This window comes from Thermoplasmata archaeon (assembly GCA_015063285.1).
Lineage (GTDB): Archaea > Thermoplasmatota > Thermoplasmata > Methanomassiliicoccales > Methanomethylophilaceae > Methanoprimaticola.
Genome location: SUST01000003.1, coordinates 59,677 through 82,545, shown reverse-complemented (window position 1 = coordinate 82,545; position 22,869 = coordinate 59,677). Strand labels below are relative to the sequence as shown.

At 51.6% G+C, this 22,869-nt stretch carries 22 protein-coding genes; 1 reads left to right on the top strand and 21 read right to left on the bottom strand.

The genetic code is table 11. The features are described 5' to 3' along the window. Window positions 1–321 precede the first annotated feature (321 nt). The 20 genes from E7Z62_02965 to E7Z62_02870 all read right to left on the bottom strand — a co-directional run bounded on the left by E7Z62_02965 (window position 322) and on the right by E7Z62_02870 (window position 20,524). Window positions 322–1,125, bottom strand: coding sequence for a zinc ribbon domain-containing protein (locus tag E7Z62_02965; protein MBE6522076.1), 804 nt, complete (start codon window positions 1,123–1,125; stop codon window positions 322–324). Between the two features lie 70 nt (window positions 1,126–1,195). After that, window positions 1,196–3,046, bottom strand: coding sequence for a zinc-ribbon domain-containing protein (locus E7Z62_02960; protein MBE6522075.1), 1,851 nt, complete (start codon window positions 3,044–3,046; stop codon window positions 1,196–1,198). 14 nt (window positions 3,047–3,060) lie between these two features. Next, window positions 3,061–3,666 carry a zinc-ribbon domain-containing protein gene (locus E7Z62_02955; protein MBE6522074.1) on the bottom strand — a complete coding sequence of 202 codons (606 nt, stop codon included), beginning with the start codon at window positions 3,664–3,666 and terminating at the stop codon, window positions 3,061–3,063. A gap of 171 nt (window positions 3,667–3,837) precedes the next feature. Next, on the bottom strand, window positions 3,838–5,367 hold the full coding sequence (locus tag E7Z62_02950) for a hypothetical protein (GenBank protein MBE6522073.1): 1,530 nt from the start codon (window positions 5,365–5,367) through the stop codon (window positions 3,838–3,840). Between the two features lie 236 nt (window positions 5,368–5,603). After that, window positions 5,604–6,008 (bottom strand): hypothetical protein, encoded by a 405-nt coding sequence (locus tag E7Z62_02945; protein MBE6522072.1) that lies wholly within the window; start codon window positions 6,006–6,008, stop codon window positions 5,604–5,606. Then, the gene (locus E7Z62_02940; protein ID MBE6522071.1) at window positions 6,005–6,619 is read right to left on the bottom strand and encodes a hypothetical protein; all 615 of its coding nucleotides are present in this window, start codon (window positions 6,617–6,619) and stop codon (window positions 6,005–6,007) included. Before E7Z62_02940 ends, E7Z62_02945 begins: the two co-directional genes overlap by 4 nt. Beyond that, window positions 6,603–7,352 carry a hypothetical protein gene (locus E7Z62_02935; GenBank protein ID MBE6522070.1) on the bottom strand — a complete coding sequence of 250 codons (750 nt, stop codon included), beginning with the start codon at window positions 7,350–7,352 and terminating at the stop codon, window positions 6,603–6,605. The genes E7Z62_02940 and E7Z62_02935 overlap by 17 nt, the downstream gene beginning before the upstream one ends. A gap of 75 nt (window positions 7,353–7,427) precedes the next feature. Further along, window positions 7,428–7,619: a hypothetical protein gene (locus E7Z62_02930; GenBank protein MBE6522069.1), complete on the bottom strand. Its 192-nt coding sequence runs from the start codon at window positions 7,617–7,619 to the stop codon at window positions 7,428–7,430. A 1-nt stretch (window position 7,620) separates the two neighbouring features. Then, on the bottom strand, window positions 7,621–7,989 hold the full coding sequence (locus tag E7Z62_02925) for a hypothetical protein (GenBank protein MBE6522068.1): 369 nt from the start codon (window positions 7,987–7,989) through the stop codon (window positions 7,621–7,623). Continuing rightward, window positions 7,974–8,354, bottom strand: coding sequence for a hypothetical protein (locus tag E7Z62_02920; GenBank protein MBE6522067.1), 381 nt, complete (start codon window positions 8,352–8,354; stop codon window positions 7,974–7,976). Before E7Z62_02920 ends, E7Z62_02925 begins: the two co-directional genes overlap by 16 nt. A gap of 2 nt (window positions 8,355–8,356) precedes the next feature. Beyond that, window positions 8,357–9,688 (bottom strand): PKD domain-containing protein, encoded by a 1,332-nt coding sequence (locus E7Z62_02915; GenBank protein ID MBE6522066.1) that lies wholly within the window; start codon window positions 9,686–9,688, stop codon window positions 8,357–8,359. Further along, the gene (locus tag E7Z62_02910; protein MBE6522065.1) at window positions 9,678–11,474 is read right to left on the bottom strand and encodes a hypothetical protein; all 1,797 of its coding nucleotides are present in this window, start codon (window positions 11,472–11,474) and stop codon (window positions 9,678–9,680) included. The genes E7Z62_02915 and E7Z62_02910 overlap by 11 nt, the downstream gene beginning before the upstream one ends. Beyond that, the gene (locus E7Z62_02905) at window positions 11,464–12,924 is read right to left on the bottom strand and encodes a hypothetical protein (GenBank protein MBE6522064.1); all 1,461 of its coding nucleotides are present in this window, start codon (window positions 12,922–12,924) and stop codon (window positions 11,464–11,466) included. The genes E7Z62_02910 and E7Z62_02905 overlap by 11 nt, the downstream gene beginning before the upstream one ends. A 14-nt stretch (window positions 12,925–12,938) precedes the next feature. Next, window positions 12,939–13,190 carry a hypothetical protein gene (locus E7Z62_02900; GenBank protein ID MBE6522063.1) on the bottom strand — a complete coding sequence of 84 codons (252 nt, stop codon included), beginning with the start codon at window positions 13,188–13,190 and terminating at the stop codon, window positions 12,939–12,941. A 142-nt stretch (window positions 13,191–13,332) separates the two neighbouring features. Next, window positions 13,333–15,603: a hypothetical protein gene (locus tag E7Z62_02895; protein MBE6522062.1), complete on the bottom strand. Its 2,271-nt coding sequence runs from the start codon at window positions 15,601–15,603 to the stop codon at window positions 13,333–13,335. Window positions 15,604–15,610: 7 nt separating this feature from the next. Beyond that, the gene (locus E7Z62_02890; GenBank protein MBE6522061.1) at window positions 15,611–16,777 is read right to left on the bottom strand and encodes a hypothetical protein; all 1,167 of its coding nucleotides are present in this window, start codon (window positions 16,775–16,777) and stop codon (window positions 15,611–15,613) included. Between the two features lie 142 nt (window positions 16,778–16,919). After that, a complete protein-coding gene (locus tag E7Z62_02885; protein MBE6522060.1) occupies window positions 16,920–17,132 on the bottom strand; it encodes a hypothetical protein in 213 nt (70 codons plus the stop codon). Further along, the gene (locus E7Z62_02880; protein ID MBE6522059.1) at window positions 17,132–17,536 is read right to left on the bottom strand and encodes a hypothetical protein; all 405 of its coding nucleotides are present in this window, start codon (window positions 17,534–17,536) and stop codon (window positions 17,132–17,134) included. Before E7Z62_02880 ends, E7Z62_02885 begins: the two co-directional genes overlap by 1 nt. A gap of 721 nt (window positions 17,537–18,257) precedes the next feature. Then, the gene (locus E7Z62_02875) at window positions 18,258–19,232 is read right to left on the bottom strand and encodes a hypothetical protein (GenBank protein MBE6522058.1); all 975 of its coding nucleotides are present in this window, start codon (window positions 19,230–19,232) and stop codon (window positions 18,258–18,260) included. Between the two features lie 176 nt (window positions 19,233–19,408). Further along, window positions 19,409–20,524 (bottom strand): acyltransferase, encoded by a 1,116-nt coding sequence (locus E7Z62_02870; protein MBE6522057.1) that lies wholly within the window; start codon window positions 20,522–20,524, stop codon window positions 19,409–19,411. A gap of 172 nt (window positions 20,525–20,696) precedes the next feature. On the opposite strand from E7Z62_02870, the gene E7Z62_02865 reads away from it, so the two are divergent. Further along, window positions 20,697–21,497 carry a 4-hydroxy-tetrahydrodipicolinate reductase gene (locus E7Z62_02865; protein ID MBE6522056.1) on the top strand — a complete coding sequence of 267 codons (801 nt, stop codon included), beginning with the start codon at window positions 20,697–20,699 and terminating at the stop codon, window positions 21,495–21,497. A gap of 70 nt (window positions 21,498–21,567) precedes the next feature. On the opposite strand, the gene dinB is transcribed toward E7Z62_02865, so the two are convergent. Next, window positions 21,568–22,752, bottom strand: a complete 1,185-nt coding sequence (gene dinB / locus E7Z62_02860; GenBank protein ID MBE6522055.1) for a DNA polymerase IV — start codon at window positions 22,750–22,752, stop codon at window positions 21,568–21,570. Window positions 22,753–22,869 lie beyond the last annotated feature (117 nt).

Here is a 22,869-nt window from a genome sequence, read left to right as displayed (position 1 = left end):
CCCTTCGTCAAAATGGATATGATTCCCACAAGAGCATATAGCATTAGAAGTGTTGTAATCCCACGAATCCAGGATAACCGGATTGGCAATTAGAGTGGTACCACACAGAGGGCAGAAGATATATGCCGCATCTCCAAATGATCTGCCACACAATTTGCATCTAAGGGCGCTAAACTTAGCATCATTCTTCGCGCCACATTTGTTACAATAAATCTGATCCAACGACTCATCATTTTTAATCGGATTCCCACATTCTCTGCAGAAGATTATATTCATCCTATCACCGATAATCACCTGAATAATTCATAACTAACTAAGAACTCATACAACATTCCTAATAGGCTTAGAAGCCTTAGAGAGTAATTCAACAGATATCGAGATAATGATAGCAGGAACAAGGAAGAACAAGAAATAGATCAACAAAGACATGGGCCCAGTCTCTGGATCAATTAGAGCAATTTTAGGAGCAACTTCGACTATATATAGATTAATCGGATAGGTCATAACAGTCATCAGCATCCCCATAAAAAAGAATACAAGACTACCCAAGGCTGAAGGTACATAATGAGCAAAGCCACACAGGACCAAAAGGAACGATCCGAAGAACATGATGAGCAACAATTCGTTAGGAATAACATCCCCCAAACCTGTTACCCCTTTGGATATTAGTTCATACAACGTAGCTTCTGTGATATCGATGCTTTTGCCATCTCCAGAGATATAGATGTGGAACTTGTGGATGAATCCGACATAAGCCATAGCGATAAGGCCAATGGCCAGGAAAAGATAAGACATATAACGTTTCCGATCAAGATCCTCTTTGGTAACTTTAGAGACAATGATCGTGTCCCCCCTGGAATCCTTGGTAGAATATGATCCTGTAGACATTCTTTCTTTCACTGCATCATAGAATTGGTGTTCTTTATCTTGCTGAGCTCCTAGAGGATTCTCTCTTTGATAGGAATTGTTTATATCATCAGATCTAGGAGATTCATAATGATGAGTGGAATAATCTCTAGTATAATCGGACGACGATTCGTCCTCATCCTTAAGTGAATAACCACATTGTCTACAGAACAGATCCTCATCCGAGTTCTTTGTGCCACATCTACCACAGAAGGCCATGAGGTCAGATAGTAAACGCAGTATTTAACAAAGACATTCGAGAACGACCTCAATAGATACTGCGTTTACCTCAACTTACCTGATATGTCCTTTGAATGACATAACCTGTTGGAATATAACCTACATTCGCCCAATTATGGATTCTCGAGCCTGCATCTGAGGTAGCCTCACAATAGTAATAGGTCTTGCCCTGGAATGTAGTACTAGTTCCAGATGCACCGGAAACCGCGACACCTGTAGCAAGATGGGCAGCGGTAAAATTACCAGAAGAGTCATAACAGTAGACGTAATAGAGCACAGCATCATAACCCATGGCTTCCATTAGGGTTGCAAAAAGGATGGCATGATCCTCACAATCGCCCTTCTGTTCCCAGAGGATCTCAGCAGGATATTTCCAATAATCCTGGACATTCTTGCCGTCCTTATCGTACTGATATTCGAAACTCTGCACGAACTTCAGGACATAATTGACACGCTCGATATCAGACATCGATGAAGATTGATTATTCAAATATTTGGCCAAACTCTTGATCCAGGAATCATCAGAGGTTACAAAGTCATCGATCCTATCAGCAGCTCCGTTGATATTGCGAGGTATGGGATCAGAGTAGTATTTGTAATACCACTTGAAACTGAGGTCCCACGTAAATGAATCCGATGAATTGTTCAAACTGAAGAAATCAGTGAAAAAAGAATACCATTTGTCCACGTTATATTTCCATGAATACTTATGAGTAACATTTTCATTGACTACATATGTGTCCGTATATGATGCCGTATAGCCGTCTGTATAGGTTATCTTCTGGACCACTTTCACCGCTGTACCTGACGAGATGCTGGTGGAAAGAGATGAATTGGAACTACCATTATACGTAAGGAGAGTCGATCCGGTCATAGCATCCATGAAGGTAACATACCTATTGCTGTATTCTACCGTATATTTCGAATTGATACTCAGGGTGACAGGTGCAAGAGAAGCAGAGGCTTCGAAAGAAAATGAAGCATCATGAATAATGCCGAACTTGGCAGTAAAGGTTACATCCGATTCCACGTTGAAGGTGTAGGTACGTAGATTGCCAAGATAGGATGATCCATCATACCATCCCAGAAATTCATAGCCAGAATATGAATTAGCATATAGAGTCACAGATGACTTATATAAATATGTACCCCCGCCCGAGCACTCGCCCCATCCTGAGTTACTCGAGTAAGCTTGGATGGTAAATGACCGCAACTCGAAAACAGCTACGTAGGTAGCATCAGAATTAGCCGTAAATGTGTAAGACGGATTACTTGAAACTCTAGAACCATCCTTCATCCAGTGAGAAAAATAATAACCATAAGAGGGTTCAGCTCTGATTGTTACTGAATCTCCCTGCTTAATATGCCCTCCACCGGATATGCTCCCTCCGTCCGAATAATTAGACTTCACAGATATATCATAAAAATAAGCAAAATAAGCAACTAAACTCTTATCGCCATCAACGGATATCGTACGACTTGCAGAGGTGTTACCATCACTCCACTTGTAAAACTCCATGCCATTGGTACCAGCAGCTCTGATGGTGATCATGTCGCCAGACTCATAAGAGCCCGAACCATATACCATACCAGATCCATTGGTAGATAAATCGATTTCATATTTTGTCGGCATCAAGAATAATACTGCAACAATGGCAATAACAGCAACTACAGAGATAACAACCAGAATCGTCCGGCGATTTGTCTTCTTATTGGATGTAGATATTGAAGCTATAGTAGTAACGACAGGTTCTGGAGGCAATACTTGAGCATCAATTTTCGTCTCAGAAACTGAAGAACTCATATCAACAACGGAATCGGCTGAGGCCATAGTACCGCATTTAGGACAATACTTTACACCATTACCGATCTCGGTACCACACTTCTTACAGAAAACCATGTCATCACCGAAGATTAAATCTTAATCTTAACAATATTTGTCGGATAAAGGAACGTGTTACACCGGCTACAACGCTCCTGGCCTTCAGTGATCGAACAACCACAAACCCTACAATGATATGAATAATTATCAAAGTTACCTTGAGAGAGGTCAGACGATTGATCAGAATCACTTGATTTCTTTTGAAAAACTTCCAACCTCTTTCCACAAACGGTGCAGAATAAAGAATCATCAGAGTATTCGGTTTTACAAGCCGGACAATACATAATATTAGAATCGGAAACCAAATCTCCGTCATACACTTCCACGAGTTTTATCCCACACATATTACAAAAGAGAGACTCATCTTCGAACTTTTTCTCACAACCAGGACATTGTTTATACAAAAGAACAGGATCCGGCTGCTGTCTAGGAACAACTTCAAGTTTAGTTCCACATTTATTACAAAATAACGAGCCATCTGTAAAGATGATTTCACAAGAAGGGCACTTCATCTCTTGAAAAGGATCTTTGGTGTTGTCCTGCGTAGTAAGTGGTTCTGAAGATAATTTAGTACCGCATTTGGTACAAAAAAGTAAATCATCTTTCAGCTGAGCATTACAATGAGGACAAGCCTTCATACTAACAAGTAAGAAGATGATTGAATAATAAAATATCGACAAGAACAATCAGTTTAGACCATTGGCAAACTAAAAATGGATGAAATAAAAGAAGAAGAGATGATGCACAATACATTAGAAAACCTCGACATAACTGTTAATTGATAGAATAAGAGCGCGTCCGCTGATGCTTCATGCAGGGAAAGAAGATGATTCAGTCTGATCGATTGAATCCTCACCGTATGCTGCCCTCTGCCTGCTGAGGAAGTACTCATCGGGTTCAGCGAACGGGCCACCCATGACGAGATCCTTGTTCTGGGGCATGAACTCCAGGGATGAAACTGCGAATGGTGTGAACTTGGCAAAGTCCGTAATTGTGAGCTTTGCGGATCTGAGGTCGTCCTTGTATCTCAGGTACGACGATTGGGCCAGATCGAACTGGTGCGCCAAGCACAGGACCGGATTGTCCTGGATGTATCTTACGTAAGAACCGATGGTATCGTCATCCCCTTCGTAAGTCCTGATGATCTCGCCGCATTCCTTGCAGACCCTGATCTTATATTGTCTATCATAACCTATGAGTCTGATCTTGTTCTTGGAGATGCCTCCCCACTGTCTTGCTCTGAGCTTGGCCATCAGCCTTTGCTGTGTCCAGTCCTCCCAGTCGATGTCGATGTCCCCGGACATGCGGCCCTTTCCGAAGAACTGCTCCTCGTAGTCCTGCTCCGAGTACCTGGCCTTGGGAGATTTGATGCCGGGGATCATGTAGTTCAGGATGTCCTCGGTCCAATCGACGTCCTCTGGATCCTTATCGGCAAGTCCGAGGCCCATGTGGGTGTACAGGTACGCAGCAGTATGCCTGATGCTGTGGACACCCTCGTGGGAATGGATCTTCTTGATTATCCATCCTGGATTCTCCTTCAGGAACTTGTCGGTGTCAAGCCATCCATAGCAGATATTATGGAAATGCGGTGATAATTCCCATTTTCCGTTGTTCATCCTCCAGGGGTGGAATATCGTTTCTCCTGATAAAGCTCCGATATCCTGGAGGGACAGCTCGATGTACTTCACCACCTTGGAGAAATCCTCCTTGGTCTGCATCCAGGATTTCATCAGATCCTGTGGAGGGGAGATCACCCAATGCCCTATCCTCCCTACGTCGATACCCTGCTTACGCATCAGCATCTTGTAAGCCTTGAGCCTGAGCTCCAATTCCACACCCTGCCTAAGGGCGGTATCGTTCATGCACTCAGGACAGTGCATGCTCCAGCAATGCCTTCTCTTCGCTTTGGCGAAATGTTCCGGATCGTTAGGACATGCGTTGATGACGAGACCTCCGGTCTTCGCATGGATGATGCCGCATCCCTTGACCTTCGGACGGTCCAGATCCCTGCCGGGCATGGTCCAGTGGATGTAGTTATGATGCTGCCTCCTGAAAAAGACCGTATTGCCCTGTCTGTCCTTGAACGAGGTTATCCCCCTCCTGACGAGCGAATACACCTCCTGGACGGGCCTTCCTATCTGCTTCGCAACTATAAGGTACTCTATGGCAGGATACGTTGCATCCTCCACGGGGAGGGTCTTGACATATTTCACTACCGGATGAGAAGCAAGAGCGGCCTGCTCTGCGAGGCCTGCCCTGTATGCCTGAGTGAAATGGGCCTCGATGGAGTTCAGCCTGAGCTGTTCTGCCCTGGAATCATAGCTTTCGATGGATCTCATTTCACTGTATGGGGATTTAGGTGAGCAGGTATCCCCTTACCTGCGTGTCATTGAATGTGAATATCCCCTCGGAGGGGATGTAAACGGCGACTGTGTCGCCGGTGGGAAGGCGGCCGGCGTCCGCCGGGGCTGTCGCCCTCGCCGGCGTCCGCACGGCCTGTTTGTCGCCCGCACCCTGCGCTCGCTAAGGCTCACTCCGGGTGCGCGCCGTCTGCTCACGCTTCCGGCGGGCGACATCAGGGGGATGAGGGCGGGGTTCCGTGACCGCCTGCGGCGTCGGCTACGCCTCCGCCCTTCGGGAACCAGCCCCTGCGGGGCCTTTGAGCCATCCCCTCCTCGGCGAGGTTCTCAATCCTCACCGGGCTGTTCCCCAGCCAGGCGCTGTAGTGCGCTACGCGGTCCAGATGCTGCGCTCTTGACAGCGCGGAGGACATCATAGTCTCCAGCTCCATGTCCTTCAGGAGCCTGACCATGGGGTGCTCTCCGAGACCGTAAGCATCGAAGAACGTGGCCATCCTGAAGAAATGAGCCGAACGCCTGGGATCGGCCAGGGAGATCTCCGGCGGAAGGGGCACCTGGGAGGATACTCTCAGCGACAGCAGCCTGTCCGTCTCCGGATCCGACGTGACACGGATGCTCATATGACCACGTCCCTGAGCATGTGGCTGTTGCGATAGGTCCACCATTCCACCTTTGGAATGGCGACGCACTCGTTGAACCTGGGGAAGAAGCACCAGGCCCTCCTGTCCGTTCTTGGATAGGCCTTCCCGGACCTGTCGATCCAAAGGTTGGCCATCGCCTGGCCCAGCTTGAATTCCGGGCGCTCGAACATCAGGTCCTCGTCGTGCATGTACTTGTTCATCAGGATGCAGTCCTGCGACCTGACGAATGCTACGTCGGTATCCGCCATGTTCTGCGTTGTAACGCAGACGACATTGGACTTGTGCGATATGATCGACAACCAACCCTGGATGTCCGTGTTCTTGGAGGATCCCCTGGAATGGAAGATCCTGTTGACATCCTCGATGACGACGACAGCTCCTACCGGGATGCGCTTGGTCTCGGATACCCTATGGTATCCTGGGAACATCGAGATGTCGTAGACCAGGGGATCGAGCATGTACACGGGACGGTCCTTCCAGCATAATGCGATCAGCGAGTGGAGGGAGCAGGATTTGCCCTGCTTCCCGCTACCGACCGCTATGATCAGGCCGTGCTCCATGCCCTTGATGTAATCAATCGCTCTGCTCATTGCTTGCCTCCCTGTCCTCCGGGGATTCCACCGATGTGTCCTTGGAGAAGTCCCTGTCCTGCATACCGAGGACGCTGGCGAAACCGTCTACCACCCTTCTGAGGGCCGACCTGGTGTAACCGAGGCCTATGATGTACGGGATGTCCAGGATCTGTGAGTTCTCCCTGAGGATGTCCTCTGCGGCCTGTCTCCAGTTGATGAAGGCCTCCTCTCTTGTCATGACGACAAGAGCATCCCTCTCGTGGATCCAGCTGTACACAATGTACCCCTCATCTGTGTCGATCTCCCTGGCGATGTATGCCGGAGCTCCCATACCGGTGTGGTAGAGGACGTTGTTCCCAGACTGGTTGAACAGCTTGTACACCTGGTCGGGAACGAACACGACACGGATACTGTGGGTTTCAGGCGTGAGGCAGACGACGTAGTATCCGTAAGGGTGATACATCGTCTTGGCCGCGTACCATCCCAGGGCGAATCCTGCGAACGGTGCGATCAGTATCGGCCAGGATTCTCCGAGGAACCAGATTATCGCCTCAGGACCGAAGACGAAGTAGCATGCCGCCGATGCGGTCGCTACCAAAGCTGCCAGAGCAACGATCCTGAAGGCGATGAGGCGGAGATTGCTCCTTCTGACGTAGATCGGTCTCTGGATCGGTTCCGATATCTCCGGCTGTACCGCCAGATCCTCGGGGCCTGGCTGACGCGGACCCATCTGGGCGTCATCGGCATACATCACAGACCTCCAGATCCATCATGGACTTCCTCATCGAGAACGCCCAGCGGAAGAAGGACATCGCTATCAAGACCATCACGATCGGTACGAGTATGTGCACGATCTCACCCCCGAATAGAAGATGATCCCTCCGGCGAAGGAGAGGATGCCGCCCACCGACAGGAAGGCGAGGGTCTCGGGTATCCCGAAGGATTCGGAGATGAACGGGGAGAGCCATGACGATGCGGCGAACAGGATTACGCCTACTGCCATACGAAGGATGTCCATGTCAACGACCTCCCCAGAGCTTTCCGTTAGGGCTTCCGATCTTAGGATTTATGGATACGTTCCTGCTGCATTCGGAAACGTCGGAATAGAATGCGATGTAGATCACGATGCATTCTATGGCGCATACGAAGAACAGGATGAACCCGGACATCATCCAGAAGACCGTGGGGTCCGTGGGGATGTTGTCGATGATCGTCTTCGCAACTGTATTTCCGGTGGCATCGCTCAGCAGGCTTCCCAGGGATTCACCCGAGGCCAAAGTGACCAAGAGATCCATGATGAAACTCGCATTGAGAATTCCTGCGAGCATGGGGATCCAGAACCTGAGCTTCATCTTACCCTCTCCCAGATCCCCTAGTCCGGATTCCATTGGTATCTGCCGATGTTCCTGACCACCGGGATGTCGAAGTACTCGCTGTCGATGTGGAATCTGCGCCTGACATAGTTGACGATCAGCCTCGTGACCAATATCATCAGAACGATGAAACCGAAGATGATTAGTATCTGCGCCGCATCCTGGCCTATCCCTAATGTTGACGCCACCACGTTGGAGGCACCCCCGTTGAGGAACAGGAAGGTGAATCCTCCGGCGACGGCCACCCTGAAGGCGTTCCCCCAGGTGATGACGGTCCGGGTGCCGGCCTGGACAGCCTCGGATGCTGCCACGGCAGCTTTGGACGTGCCTCCACCCAGGAGCTTGGACAATCCTTTGGCAAGACCGCTCCAGGCCGACATGGTCAGAACCTCCTCGAACAGGCCCTTGCCACCAGGACTACGATACCTATGATCAACGCGATGACGATCACGATGACCACGGGGTCGGTCAGGAAGGAATCTTCTTTCTCCTTATCCTGTCCTTCGGAATCCTGGATCCAGATGGCCTTGGCCGTGATGTCGCCTGATACGGTGACCGAGGAACCGGGCTGGTAGGTCAGCATTCCGATGGCCCATCCTCCGAAACTGTGGCCTTCCCTGCTTCCGCTGTAATCGGGAAGCGTTACGGAAGTCCCGGATTTCACTGTCACGGAGGATACCGAGGAGGATCCTCCGGCCACATCGAAGGAGACGGTGACATCCTCGTCGGTCGGAACAGGGAGATTCGAGGTCCAGATGGCCTTGAAGGTCATGTCGCCTGTCACGACAACAGTGTTGCCCGGCTGGTAGGTGACGTTGCTGTAGGTCCAGCCGCCGAATGTGAATCCTGTCCTGGTCCCATCATAGGACGGGAGGGTCAGCGATGTTCCATTGGAGACCATCCTGGACTGCATGGGAATGGATCCGCCGTCGACATCAAAGGAGATATTGTGGGAGATCACGGGCTGTGTGTTCTCTGTCCATGTTGCAACGAGGACGATGTTGCCTGTCACGGATGTTCCGAAATCATAGGGCTGGCCGTTCAACCTCCATTCAGAGAAGGCAAATCCCGCCTTCGTGGGCTTGACTGGAACCGTGGCGACCGATCCGGACTGGACGGTCTGCTGCTGGACGGGGGAACCCCCATTGCTGTCGAAGGTCACGGTGAAGGTCTGGATAGGGGTTTGGACCGGGGTCCATTTGGCGTAGAGGGTCATGGATCTATTGACGCCAGCATCCCAATCCATGGGGTTGGTGAACTCCTGATCGGTGAACCAACCATCGAATGTGCTATCCGCTTTGATGGGATCGATGGGCTTCGAAGCGGTGACGTTGTATGCTGTCTGCTCTATCTGAGGGACAGCGGAGCCTCCGTTGCTCTCGAAGGTGATCACAGGGAATCCCATGATCTGCACCTTGTAGACTTCAACGGTCGTTCCCTTGGGGTTGCTGGTTGTTTGGGTTACGTAGTATGTTCCCTTTGCGGCATATGTGTGCCTGGGGTTCCATTCCGTGCTGTGCTCGGAGCCGTCGCCGAAATCCCAATCGATGGTCTGGGCTTCGGCTCCGTCGAATACGAACTGCAGGGTGTAGGAGTAGAACTCCCCGTAGTCCTTGTCGTATGCCTGATCGGCATCTGATTCGCTTAGAGCGAAGGGCACCGCCATGAAGACGGCGGCTATGATTATCGCTGTTGTTCTGATATCATATTGCATAGATGATCGCACCTCCTGCGGGAGATGATGTGAATTCGAGGGACGAGATGACAGTGACTGTGAAGGTCTTGGTCGCAGACGTGTATCCGGACTTGGAGAAGGTCAGGGTAATGTCGTAGGTCCCCGTCTGGGTGGGTGTTCCCGATACCGTGGTTCCCGTGGATGAAAGCCAGGAGGCCCCGCTAATGGAGACGGAGCATCCGCTGACGCTGACCGTTGGGGAGAACGACCAGTAATTGCCTACGATTGCGTACTGGTCGGGAGTACCGGAGACGGTTATGGTGAGCTGCTTCCAGACCGCATACAGCTGGGTGGTACCGTAATCGAAGGAATACGAGGATCCCGCGCTATAGGTTGGGGAAGCAGCATTGCTCGACTTGGACCATCCGAGGAACTGATATCCCGATCTGATAGGTGTCTTAGAAGAGAGCTGGATGGTCTTAGTGGAAGAGCTGTCGGTGGTCGTGGTATCGGAGGGGGCTCCGGAACCGCCGTTGGCGTTGTACTTTATCGTGTAGTTGTATGTGTACACGGTCTCCGAGGTCATCTGGACCGCAGGATAGTACGAGGCCTTCTTGGTGACGGTGACTGAATCTCCGAGGCTCGTCCCGTAGAGGGACGAGGCCATGTTGTAGTTGCTTGAAGAGTAGGTGGTAGTGTATGTGTAATTGGATCCGGAACCATTCTCCGTCGCCTTCCCGTACCAATCGACGTCGATGGAGGTTCCGGAAGCGATGGTGTAGGTCTTGCTGTTCGAGGTGACCTTGTCGTTGTCAACCCCGAGCAGCTTGAAGCTGTCCCAATTTCCTTTGTAGATGGTGATCTGATAGTTCGTGACGTTCTGCTGCCAGACCGCATACAGGGTCTTGGATCCGTTGTAAGAAACGGTGATAGAATCCCCTGCTGAGTAGGTAGCGGAAGTCGCAGAGCTCGAAGTGGACCATCCGAGGAAGGTGTATCCGGATCTGGTCGGCTGGGTCGACGATACGGTGAAGCTGTGGCTGCTAGTACTGGTGCCGGTGTAGGATTGGGTGCTTGGAGCACCGGATCCGTTGTTGGCATCGTAATACAGATAGCAGGTGTAGTTGGTGGCCTGGGCTGATCTGGTGAAGCTGGCGGTTATCGACTTTGCCGATGTAATCGTTCCCGATGTGGAGGACCATTTGGAGAACGAGTATGTGTATGACGATGTGGCGGATGACGGAGTCGCCGTCACGGACTGACCGTCGCTGAACGTGATCTTGTTACCGCTGGCCGTGTATGTGGTACCCGAGGCCACCGAAACGCTGGTCTTGCTGACGGAACCGTAGCTAGATGGGCTCGCAGAGAAGGATACGGTGTACTTGGTGGTGGATGCCGCTTTTACGGTGACACCGTAGAGGAGGTCTTCCAGCTCATCCACCCCTCCTTCGTCCATGATGACCAGACGCATGTAGTATTTGCCCGGGGACAATGTGGATTTGGCAGTAAGTACGAGACCTTGGGCATTCGGTTCCAGATCGTATTTTGAAGACTGGACCCAAGTCCCCCATGTGGTGCTTGTGGCCAATCCGCATGAGTAGTTTCCACCGGCCGCCTGGATCAGGTCCCACCAGTCCTCATGGAGGTCGTCGACCCAGTAGAAAGTCTTGGTCTCGCCCACATTTATGGTGAGGTCGTCCTCTACGAGATCAGCCGCATCGGAATCGTCCGAATCGAGGAAGATGTGCGTTACAACAGCCAGCAGGATGGCCGAAACGAAGACAATCATGAGCTTGTGCTTGAAGTCCATGCTATCACACCGCATAGATGATCGCGCCTGCGGTCGGGACGCTGCTGAAGACAAGTTGGTTATAGACGTTGATCCCGACCTCAGCAGAAGCCGTCTGGCCAGCTGCCGATGTGACGGTCACTGTGGCTGTTAGGTCCTGTTCGGCCGAGCTGTCGATGGCATAGAGCTTCCCGTCGGCGATGCGGACGGTCAAGCCTGCATCATCCGTGGATGCTACCAACGTGTTGTCGGAACCTCCAGTGACTGTGAACGATGTTGTGGATCCCTCGGTGCCGGCCAGGAGGTTCAGGACGGAATCCCCAGAAATCGCGAGGATATCTTCGACACTGACCGTGACGTTGCAGGTCTTGGACTGGCCATAGGCCGTGGTACAGGTCACTGTGACGGTCTGATCCATACCGACAGCTGTGGAGTTCTTAACCTTCAGGACACCGTCGGTGACGGAAGCTCCGCTGAACTCTGATACCACCCAGGTCTTCTCCGACGTCACGGGGGAAGATATAGTGGCGGATACGTCCGATGCGTTGTTCCTGTAGGTCAGGATGGAATCGGAGCAGCTCAGGGTCAGAGCAGGCTCGGACTGGATAGTGATCTGTTTCGTTGCGGATTGGGAAGGTCCATGGGCGGATGTTCCCGTGATGGTAATGGTAGAAGACTGGACAGCAGCCGACTTACCGAAGATGACTCCTGTGCTTGGATTCAGAGTGAATCCTGCAGGAAGCGTGCCCGACGTTACCGCCCAGGTGACTCCGATGTCCGAACCGTTGACGATGGCATCGGATGATACGTTGCTGTCGTAGGATCTGATTGTCTGGGCCTCGCCTCCGACTATCTTCGAGTATACGGTGAAGCTGACCTCGAGATTCTTGGACTGGCCGTTGGCGGTGGCTGTCAGGTAGACAGTCTGAAGACCGATCTCCGTCGGTGTACCGACGATCTTCCCGTTGCTCAGAGAGAGTCCGGCAGGAAGGGCCTTACCGGAAGTGACCGCCCAAGCGACAGCACCCATGTCGGATGTTCCCGTAGGGGTGAAGTCGATGTTGCTGCCCTTGATGATGTCGTTTATCGTTCCGGATACGTTCAATCCGTTGACCACTGTGAACGTTACATACTGGTAGGCTGTCTGAGCGACAGGCGAAGTCATGCTGGCCTGGATGACCACGTTGTACTTCGTGCCGACAGAGGCGTTGGTCGGGATGTTCACGGTGACGGTCTTCCCACTGACGGATCCGACGTTGGTGTCGTTTACCTTCAGGGATACCGTGAGGTACTGTGTGAGGTCGCTGGGGAATTCAGGTGTATAGGTCCACCTGTATCCCGGAGCGATGTTGATGTTGGTAGGCTCGCCGTATGTCGAACTGAGGTCCTCTCCGACGGCATCCGATCCGTCCGTTAGGAGGAAGGAACCAGCGAAGAGCATGGCCATAACAGCTATTACGGCAGCCGTTTTCGATGTGCTGAACATGTTTTTCAACTCGTTTACAAGGAGGTTTTATCACGGCCCTCCCAGCCGTTGTTCTTATGCTTGGGGATGGCGAGGTAGATGGAGGAGCAGATCAGCAGAAGGTACAGGAGCAGCTGCAGCCAGTAGAGTCCGATGAAGTCGGCAAATCCCAGACCGGAGATGTAGGCCACTTCCGTCCCATCCTGGAAGATCCATGAGATGCCCAGGTCTATGCCCACCCAGGCCAGCATCGAAGCTATCGCAGGGATTATCGCTGGCAGGGGCATGGCGAGCACCTCCTTCCGATACGGCGTCTGATAATCAGGGAGATCGTCAGCATGCCCAGAGCGGATATCATCCAGAAATCGGGATCGTCCAGAGCGTTGGCCAGGATATCCCATACCGTGGTGATCGGCACGACGACCTCGGTCATCTGCGGAACCTCCCAAAAAGGCCAGAGATCCTTCTGATGACGGACCCTTTATTCCCTGGACCTGCAGGACTGATGTCCCTGAGGACGAAGACCGCTATCGCAGTGACCGAAATGATGAAGAACACGGCCATGACGACCATGTAATCATGCTTCTCCTCCACCAGATCCTCGATCTCCGTTCCCCTGACGGTCAGCTTGACGGTCTTTGAATCGGATGTGCCGTTATCGTGATGGATCTTCACGGTCAGATCGAAGACGCCCTTGGAGGTGGGTTCGACCCTCAGGATGCCGCCGTTCACGGTGATGAAATCCTTGGCCGAACCGGATACCGTGACGATATCCCCCTCGGAGATGGACAGGATGATGTCCTGCTTCTCGCCAAGGAGCATCTCGAAATCTGTCAGCCTGAGGACATCCGTCCTCTCCGATGGAGCGAGGTCGATGGATACCGTCCTGGAGCACGATGTCTCCGAGAGGTTGTTGATCGCCTTGCATACGACGGTGTACCTGCCGCTGGAGGAGTAGGTGAATCCGTTGCCCTTTTCGGGGATGCCGTCGCCGTTGAAATCGTAGGTGTAGAACGATGCGTTCTGTCCCTTGAACAGCGCTACGACGGTATATCCGTCGGATCCGACCTGGAGATCGAAATCAGCTACGGGTGCTGCGGATTCAGATTCGTACACAATGATGGACCATGATTCCCCTCCGGCATTCACCGCAAAGGTGCTGCCGACATCATGGATGGTTGGAGTCCCGTACAGTACGGTGTATTCCTTTCCATCAACGGTATCTGTCTTCACTGAGAACGGTGAGCCGTTCTGGACCGAGATGTCTGCGGAGCCTGGAAGGACATATGAATACTCCATCCCCGACCAGGCCGCATCCCTGTGGTAGTTGTCCAGGCAGATGATGTCGATGCTGTCTGATATGAATGACCCGTCGAGACCTGCGATTGTACAAGTTACCGTGAACACCCCTGATGCGGGGAATTCGTACAATGCCGTCGGTGAAGAGGTGGAGAACACCTTCCCGTCGTAGGACCAGATGATGTTGCTCGCGTTGGCGTATCCCGATACCACGAAGTCGTAGACCCTCGGTTCGGATGCCCTTGGGGTCGCTGTTATGGATCCCATGACCGGAGCCGGGGCGGAAGGCTGCCTCTGGTTGACCTTCACGAAGACCGTGTTGGTAACGTCGACATAACCTTCCATCGATGCCGTATAGGTGATCGCGTAGGTCCCCGTGGATTGCAGTTCGCCTTTGATCGTCCTCCCCTCGACGGCCAGACCTGCGAATTCAGGAACTGAGTTTCCGTCCAGGGAGACGTGGTCCAACGAGATGGAGGCGTTCGTAGGATTAGTCACCGGGGTGTATGAGAACAGATCCCCCTCGCTGAGCACATACTCTATGGGCTTGACGATGGTGATGGGGACGTTCACCGTGACGGTGGATTCGCCGGAGATGTACCCTGTGTAGGATGCCTCCAGAAGGATCTGGTAGGTTCCAGGCATAACATCGGTCATATCCAGCATCAGCGAACGATCGTCGATACGGATGTTGTATTCGGAGAGGCCTCCGTAGGATACTATCGATATGAGGGCATCCTCAGGGTCCGTCGCCAAAGGCAGCTCTGCGGACTGCCCACTGGTGACCGTCGCGGTGGCATCGGAGATCCCGACAGTGTTCCTGTCCCAAACGGCATAAAGAGTGGTGTCCTTCGACGGCTGGTAGGAGATCAGGGGTTCAGCGGCGGTGACCGAGAGCGCCCATCCCCTGAAGCTGTATGCTCCGCTGGAATGGGATGCCTGGGGCATCGATGCGTACGATCCCTTGGTAATGGTCTCGGACCAAGTCTGCTTACCATTTATCAAACCGATGCCGGCATCATAGGTCACCGAGCATTCGCCGGCATAGACCAGGACGGTGAATCTGTAGAAGTTGGAATCGTCCGAAAGTACGAAGGAATAGGTTCCCGCAGATGCCGAAAGGGATCCGCGGAGATGCGTCTCGTACTTCCAACCGTACCACGTCTTCTCGACCTGGTCCATGTCCAGACGAAGGCCGTCGGGGAGGGAGCCGGTGTAAAGGAACAATACCTCCCTGCCGGTGGTCTCGGTCAGATCCGTGTCGATGTCCTGGCCTACCTCGTATTCCAATGTGTAGGTGTTGGTGTATGCATCGGAATCATCCGCTTGGATGAGGGCCGATGCCATCAAAGCCATGACGACAGCCACAGCTATCGCTGAAATACGCATGATTCCGTTCATATCCCGATCACTCCACGGCCTTTGTCCTGTTCGGTTTGGGGTTCCTGAAGAACAGTTCGCTGTGCTCGTTGACGACCTCGGTCATCGCCGCCTTATCCTCCGGAGTGGTACCGGGGTCAGTGGTCACACGCAATCCGTAGGCACAGTTCTTGGCACGGCTGTTCCTGTTGACGGCACCGACGAAGAACCTCTTCTTGGTGGGGGACATGGAGTCGAACTGCTCCTTGGGCATCCAGAATCTCGATCTCATGGAATCCCTGTGGGGTGCGTTGGCTACTTCTTCAGCAGAAGCGAAGAGCTGACCGTTAGCCTCCCTGAAGGCCACGAGCCTCTGGACGGTCTCCGGATTCGAGTTCTTGTTCGCCATGACCTTGTCGTAGTATCTGGTCCTGGAGACGTTGTCCTTCAGATGCACCAGGGTGTTCTGGATCTCCGCATCCGAGCGGGCCTGATCGATCGGTTTCCTGACGAGACCGAAGAATCCCCTCCTCTGACCGCCAAACTGTCTGGACCCCTTGGGATGGGATGCTCTGTAGGCGGCCATCTGCTCATCGTTGGCGATGAACGAGCTATTGACAGCGAGGAAATGCTTCGCATTCTCCACCGTCTCGGGGTTGGAGTCCTTGTTGGTGATGATTGAATCGATGTAGGCCCTTCCGCGGATGGGGTTCTTCATCCTCTTCAGGATGTTCCCGAGCTCCTCAATGGACCTGGGCTCGGAGATGGGCTTCTGCTTGCGGCGGAAAAATCCGGGACCCTTGGAGTAGGAGTCCATGAATGCGGTACCGTATTCGCGCTCCTTCCCGCCGTCCTGCCAGCCTCCGACCGGATTCCCGTACGGATCGTAGGAGTTCCCATGGTTGTCATAGGAATATCCGTCGGAATAGACGCGCCCTCCGGATCTGTTGAGGAATCCGCCGTTGATCCCTGCCCTGTTGTTGGGTGAGTTCTTGGAATTGCGGATCCTCGCGACCTGATCATCGGGCATGAAAAGGCTGGGGTTGGATGCCCTGAACTGTCTGAAGAGAGCGATGTTCTCATCAGGAGTGTTCACGTTCGTCATGCATTTGTTGTAGTAGCAGGTAGCCTGATAGGGTGTCTTTCCCTTGAATTTCTGTGCGATGTCACCCGGAGATAGCTGCTGCACTACCCTTGAAGTCGTTTTGTAAGACATTTGGATCACCTGATTGGGTGTGTGTCCGGATTGGGTTCCCTCCGGACGGGGGAAGTTTTGGGGGCTGAGGACGGACGGTGCCGGACGAATGGGATTGGAGGTCAAGAACGGCATCATCCATCCTCACTATGGTCGGGAGCAGTCAGTTAGGAGGTGTCCATTTACGGATCTTGTTCAACCTGTTCTTGTAACCGCGCTTGGAGATCAGGATCTGCGATGTGTTGCCTAGCTCGGAGAGCATCTTCATCTTCTCGATGGCCTCCTCTTCGGTCTGGGCATGATAGCGCTTGGTCTTGATATCCGAGTGGTTCAGGAAATAGGTGTGATCTATGACATACTCCCCTTGTTCGGTCATCAGTCCTTGAACTGCGCCATCATCATCTTGGCGTAGTCCGCATCTCCGGAATTGGTAACGGAGATCTTGCAGATACCGTCGAGGGCCTTGCTCATATTGGCTGCGAAAGCCGAGAACTCTCCCCACCATTCTCCGCTGAGGGGGAAGTTGAGGAAGTTACCGTTTCCGTAGGCTGCTGTGAGCTGAGGGACGTCCTCAGTCTTTCCGGTCTTGGGGTTGAGCTTGTTGGCGACCTTGAGTCCTATGTAGAACTCTCCGCTCCTGAAGCTCAGAAGCGCCTTGCCTTCCTGAGGCTCGATGGCTGTTGCGGGCTGAGCGAACTCCGATCTGAGATTGTTGAGTACCTCTGTCTGATTGGGTTTCTTAACTGAGTTTGCTAAATTCTGTTTCTGTTCTTCTGACATTTTTATTCCTCTGTTCTGTCTTTGTTGATAGATTTTGACCGGTGCCGGAGCACCGTAAATGGTTTGCACTAGACTGCTTTGAAATCTACAACAAGAAGAGTAGAGAATGAAAGAGCGCGAAATGACTCAAAACGGACAGTATCCGGAGTCGAATTCACTTATTTCCTGACAATAAAGGGTGGTTGTGAGATGACTGGCAAGGGGGTTGTGGCTCTCGCCTTGTCCACTCATTTATCCAATCCAGATCCCTAAAGTCCGAAACCATCAATTTTTCACCGTTTTCCGGTCATTGTCCACCATTTTCCGGGGACTGTCCACCAGTAGCATTTGTTCCATTGTCCACCATTTTCGAGGGTGATTGTCCACCAGTCACAGTTAACGGATTGTCCACCACTGCGCCGGAGGCCCCCTCGGGATCGGCGGACGACCAAGTTGCGCGGGCCTTCTCGATCGCCATCCTATCTTCATAGCATACGGGATCGGAAGGGATCCATACCATCCACACTGGATGGTGTTCAACCGAAGGAGAACCTGCATACCAGTAGAATGACCAAGAGCAAGTAACCGATGCTGGACAGGGAGGTGTCGACGCTGTCCTATTACAACATAATCTATCAACAAAGGATGAGGGAACAGTGCTTCACTAACGTTAGTAATGGATGGATAAAGCAGAGCAGAAATATGAAAGGAGGGGCCAGATAACCGGCCCCTAAGTTTCTGTTTAGATCTTTAGGGATGTTTCCTGGAGAATATGGGCACGTTCTCCCACCCAAGATTCCGAATACGATATAGTCAGAGAATAGATCATACCCTTATCGCCATAAGTGATGACATATCTGCGGTCAATATCGTCAGCAGCAATATGGACATCCAAGGTCTGGATGGTGACATGGCGCTTGCCGTAGATGGTGTCAATGGTATCTTCGAATGTTGAAATGTAGGAGATGGTATTCCCCTCACGTCCAATCCATCTGATGGTGGAGTCATACAAGAAACCGCTGAAAAACTCATCCTCTGACTGCGGTTCATTTTTGAGGTTGGTGATGATTTTTCCGGAAGGTGTGATCTCTGTGATCATCTCCCTGACGAGCCCATGCATACCGAGATCGGCGGAGGTCACCATGGTTCCGAGATCTGTCTTGGGATTGTATTCGTCCATCTTGTATTCCAGATCGCCCTTGTAGCTGTATTCTCCTACATATGGGGTGGTATATTCGAACAGAACAAAGGATCCCGCCGCGACTTTCTGTTCATCCTCTTTGAGGGAAAGATCGAGATTGGTGTCCTTAAGGAGGTACGAAAAGAAACCATCCTCATTCATAATCGTGGCTTCGTAAGTGACTCCTGTGGCGGGATGCTTCGCACATGTTATGTAAGTGGTTTCGACGGAATATTCGTAATAATCGCAGACTATGCTCTGGCCCTTGTAGTTGACGGTCTTAACAGACTTGTCTCCCATGGCCTCACCCATATACAGTTGGTCAGTCAGATCCGAGCTAGGACAGCCCGTGATGGTATCCTTTAGGGCAAGATCCGAATCTATTCTGTTTACAGCATAATCCCCTACTCTAAGGTCAGTCCTGACCTCATCGACGTCCAACGAAGCGGGACCGCCATTCATAAGGAAGAAAACTCCGACACCTACGGCCGCGACCGCAACTATAGAGACAAACGCGACCAACACTTTAGAATTCATGGCTCAGAATCCGAATATAGTCATAAATAGATGACTATCTGGACCGATAAATTCAAGAGATGATGGGGGTGACGAATACGGCATCATTGAAGATTTTTCTAGTGATAAAAAGCACCGCGCGGAAGTTCACCCGGGATTGCTTCACACCGAAGTCGTGCTCGTACATGTATCCGAGCTTACTCATGGCCTCTGACCCTTCTGATGAACTGTGAACCATAGGCACAGACCAAATACGTTATCAGCAGAACTGCGAAAGCAAATATCGTTCTTTCTATTCCTCCAAAGTCACCGGTTATGCATATCTCATTGTTGAATGTGAAGAATGGGGCCAGAGCGACCTTGGCGATGAACACATGCAACAAAAGGATCCCCATTGTGTGCTCCCCGAGTCTCTCGAAAACGGATGCAACAACAGGTATCTTTGAAATGAAAAATGATATGTAGAGGATCATAACGAACGCCAGGATCCCTTCCACCAGATAGGGGAATGCAGAGTAACCTCCGAAATGTCCAAAGCTCATCAGATCGAAAGTGATTGTCGGCGGAAGAATGAAAACCATCACCAGAAGAGCGGCTGTACTGCCTATGAACAGACCCCACCATTTCAGGCCCCTGAATGCCCCCGACTCCACTTTCCCCACAAGATCTATCTTGGCCAGATACATTCCGCAGATCATGAATGCAGCTGCGATTGGAACCAGATTTAGATAGAACGGCAGTGTGAAGTCCACCAATTCTCTGTAAGCTGCAGTGATGCATACAAGCACGGTTATTGTAATGATTCCAAGCTTGAGATTGTTGACGATACGGTCAGCGACCGCATAAAAAACTACGAAAGCACCGAGCATGCACCAAAGGTAATAGTAACCCATGGAAAAGCCGCATATGGCCCACGGGACGCTATCATCATATGGTACGAAGCTGCGCTCCAGACAAAAAGTTCTCCTCCAGCAGTCAATCAGATCTTCAAAACCAGTTGGCTGATCGCAAAGGCTGCACCATAGGAAACTGATGATAGGAAGACAGAATGCAGATATCAGCAAGGCAACGAAGAGAATCTTAACACGGCGACCAATATTCTCCTTGAAGCCTCTCCCTGGCTTGAAGAAGTATCCTGACATCACGAAGAATCCGACCAACCCCAGATACAAGGCCTGGATTGCTGGTGAAGGCTCAGACATCCCGCTTCTAGCTACGATGGCCAAATGCAGTATGACGATGAAGAATATCGCCAAACCCTTGAAGACATCGATGGTACTTAGACGAATGCGGGATGCTGTCTCGTTTGACATTGGCCAACAATGATTTTACCTTCTATTTAACAAAACATGTCGTAGTTAAGCAGCATACCTGACGGTATATCGGAATGCGTCTGATGATCCTGAAGCTACGGTGTCAGAGTTTTATATAGGAACTAAAGAATAGACGAATCATACCGCTGAAGCGGAGAAAAGAGGAATTTGTATGGCAGAAGTCAGAGCGGCCCTTGTCGGGGCATGTGGAAAGATGGGACAGATGATCGTACGCCGCATCAACGCTACCGAAGGAATGAAGGTATCGGCAGCTTTCGATCTCGTCAACGTCGGAAAGGACATCGGCGAGATCTGCGGACTGGGAAAACTGGATGTCCCCGTATCCGACCCCAAGGATCTGGAGAAGGTCCTCAAGGAGACCAAGACAGATGTCCTTCTGGACTTCACCGTCGCCCCTGCCACAGCGGTCAATGCACCTGTCGCGGCCAAGGCTGGGGTCAACCTTATCATAGGAACAACAGGACTCTCGGCCGAGCAGAAGCAGAACATCACAGATGCTGTCAAGGCGAACAATGTTGCTGCCGTGATTTCCTCGAACTACTCCATTGGAGTGGGCATTTTCTTCAAACTCTGCAGAGAAGCGGCCAAGAACCTTGGTCTGGACTACGATGTGGAAATCATCGAGGCCCATCACAACCAGAAGAAGGATGCGCCCAGCGGAACAGCAATGACTGCCGCGGAGATCATCAGCGAGGAACTCGGAGGAAAGGAGTTCGTTTACGGACGCGAAGGAGCCTGTCCCCGCGGAAAGGAGATCGGGATTCACGCTGTCAGGGGAGGAGACATTGTCGGTGACCACACAGTCATGTTCATCGGAAATGCCGAGAGGATCGAGATCCGTCACCAGGCACATTCCCGTGAAGTCTTCGTTGCAGGAGCAGTCATGGCAGCCAAGTGGGTTGTCGATCAGAAGAAGGGCGTCGTATACGCGATGACCGACGTCCTCGCTTGAAACCATTCCGGCGGCTTAAACGCCGTCGGACTTTTTTCTCACCTGTTTGTTGTAAAACTGTCTCCATTGTTCATGATTGTCTATGCGTACGCATGTGCTCGGCCAACATATGGAGGTTCTCCCATCCGCTGGCTTGACTTTCGTCCAGAGTATCGATCTTGTACTTCTTTCTGATGAACGCTAAGGCTTCCTGAAGCTCAGCCTCCTTATCGCTCTCGCCAAGTACAGAATCCAATGTCGTCTGTTTGGCTTTAGCATCGGTCAGATTGTAGATTCCGACACCGATGAGCCTAATAGGTCTGTTCGATACTTCCTCCAGCATAGATACTGCTTCCTTATGGACGCTTATCGCATCATCGCAATAGCCCGTAACCCTTGAACGCGTGATGCTCTTCATATCCGAATAAGTGACCTTCAGCGATACTCCGCTGCCATGAAGCCCATATGAGCTGGCCCTGTCAATCACGCTCATCGACAAAAGCAGAAGAACATCGCTTAGCAGCCAGAAATCGTATACATCTTCCTGAAAGGTCAATTCCCTGCTCACCGACTTAGCATCCTCCGGCCGGTACGGAACCACCTTGCTGTCATCATGGCCATACGCCAGATCGACGACATATCTCCCCATCCTTCCCAACATGTCGATTACGTCTTTCTCCCTGAGACGCACATCCCCTACCGTATCGATCCCTGCTGAATGCAGTTTCTCAGCGGTCTTCGTACCTACACCGTACAGTGAACGAACATCGCGGTCTATCATCAGGTTGACGAAATCATCCGGGGTCTGAATCTCGAAAAACCCATTGGGTTTCTTTTCCTCACTGGCCGTCTTGGCGGCACATTTGGAGTAAGCCAATCCGACCGAACAGCTCAAGCCCACCTCCTCAAGGACCCTCCTCTTTATTTCCATGGCAAAATCTCTGGCAGTATCGAAATCCCCAGCCGTCGTAGTGACATCCAGATATGCCTCGTCAAGCGCTATGGCCTCCATCGCCGAAGCATATTCAGACCAAATCTCGTGGAGTTGCTCCGATACGGCGTGATATTTATGGAAATCAGGAACAAGGAATACGCCGTTCGGACAAAGTCTGTAAGCCTCCTTGATGTTCATTGCCGAGTGGACACCGTATTTCCTTGCTTCATAGCTGCATGTGGATACTACCCCTCTCATGTTAGGAGGGGCACCGATTATGACGGGTTTTCCAACCAATGAAGGGTTGTCCCTCATCTCGACAGAAGCATAGAATGCGTCCATGTCCACGTGGATAATGATCTGCTCCAGAAACCCGCCTCCCTTACTCTGGATACATGTGTTAGGATGTGATAATGTTTTGCTAGTATGAATCAACTATAAACGGGGCATCCGCGTACA

Coding starts and splice junctions, on each gene's coding strand:
- E7Z62_02965 (MBE6522076.1), bottom strand. CDS start 1,125: ATGGCCTTCTGTGGTAGATGTGGCACAAAGAACTCGGATGAGGATCTG.
- E7Z62_02960 (MBE6522075.1), bottom strand. CDS start 3,046: ATGGTTTTCTGTAAGAAGTGTGGTACCGAGATCGGTAATGGTGTAAAG.
- E7Z62_02955 (MBE6522074.1), bottom strand. CDS start 3,666: ATGAAGGCTTGTCCTCATTGTAATGCTCAGCTGAAAGATGATTTACTT.
- E7Z62_02950 (MBE6522073.1), bottom strand. CDS start 5,367: ATGAGATCCATCGAAAGCTATGATTCCAGGGCAGAACAGCTCAGGCTG.
- E7Z62_02945 (MBE6522072.1), bottom strand. CDS start 6,008: ATGAGCATCCGTGTCACGTCGGATCCGGAGACGGACAGGCTGCTGTCG.
- E7Z62_02940 (MBE6522071.1), bottom strand. CDS start 6,619: ATGAGCAGAGCGATTGATTACATCAAGGGCATGGAGCACGGCCTGATC.
- E7Z62_02935 (MBE6522070.1), bottom strand. CDS start 7,352: ATGTATGCCGATGACGCCCAGATGGGTCCGCGTCAGCCAGGCCCCGAG.
- E7Z62_02930 (MBE6522069.1), bottom strand. CDS start 7,619: ATGGACATCCTTCGTATGGCAGTAGGCGTAATCCTGTTCGCCGCATCG.
- E7Z62_02925 (MBE6522068.1), bottom strand. CDS start 7,989: ATGGAATCCGGACTAGGGGATCTGGGAGAGGGTAAGATGAAGCTCAGG.
- E7Z62_02920 (MBE6522067.1), bottom strand. CDS start 8,354: ATGTCGGCCTGGAGCGGTCTTGCCAAAGGATTGTCCAAGCTCCTGGGT.
- E7Z62_02915 (MBE6522066.1), bottom strand. CDS start 9,688: ATGCAATATGATATCAGAACAACAGCGATAATCATAGCCGCCGTCTTC.
- E7Z62_02910 (MBE6522065.1), bottom strand. CDS start 11,474: ATGCGGTGTGATAGCATGGACTTCAAGCACAAGCTCATGATTGTCTTC.
- E7Z62_02905 (MBE6522064.1), bottom strand. CDS start 12,924: ATGTTCAGCACATCGAAAACGGCTGCCGTAATAGCTGTTATGGCCATG.
- E7Z62_02900 (MBE6522063.1), bottom strand. CDS start 13,190: ATGCCCCTGCCAGCGATAATCCCTGCGATAGCTTCGATGCTGGCCTGG.
- E7Z62_02895 (MBE6522062.1), bottom strand. CDS start 15,603: ATGAACGGAATCATGCGTATTTCAGCGATAGCTGTGGCTGTCGTCATG.
- E7Z62_02890 (MBE6522061.1), bottom strand. CDS start 16,777: ATGTCTTACAAAACGACTTCAAGGGTAGTGCAGCAGCTATCTCCGGGT.
- E7Z62_02885 (MBE6522060.1), bottom strand. CDS start 17,132: ATGACCGAACAAGGGGAGTATGTCATAGATCACACCTATTTCCTGAAC.
- E7Z62_02880 (MBE6522059.1), bottom strand. CDS start 17,536: ATGTCAGAAGAACAGAAACAGAATTTAGCAAACTCAGTTAAGAAACCC.
- E7Z62_02875 (MBE6522058.1), bottom strand. CDS start 19,232: ATGAATTCTAAAGTGTTGGTCGCGTTTGTCTCTATAGTTGCGGTCGCG.
- E7Z62_02870 (MBE6522057.1), bottom strand. CDS start 20,524: ATGTCAAACGAGACAGCATCCCGCATTCGTCTAAGTACCATCGATGTC.
- E7Z62_02865 (MBE6522056.1), top strand. CDS start 20,697: ATGGCAGAAGTCAGAGCGGCCCTTGTCGGGGCATGTGGAAAGATGGGA.
- dinB (MBE6522055.1), bottom strand. CDS start 22,752: ATGGACGCATTCTATGCTTCTGTCGAGATGAGGGACAACCCTTCATTG.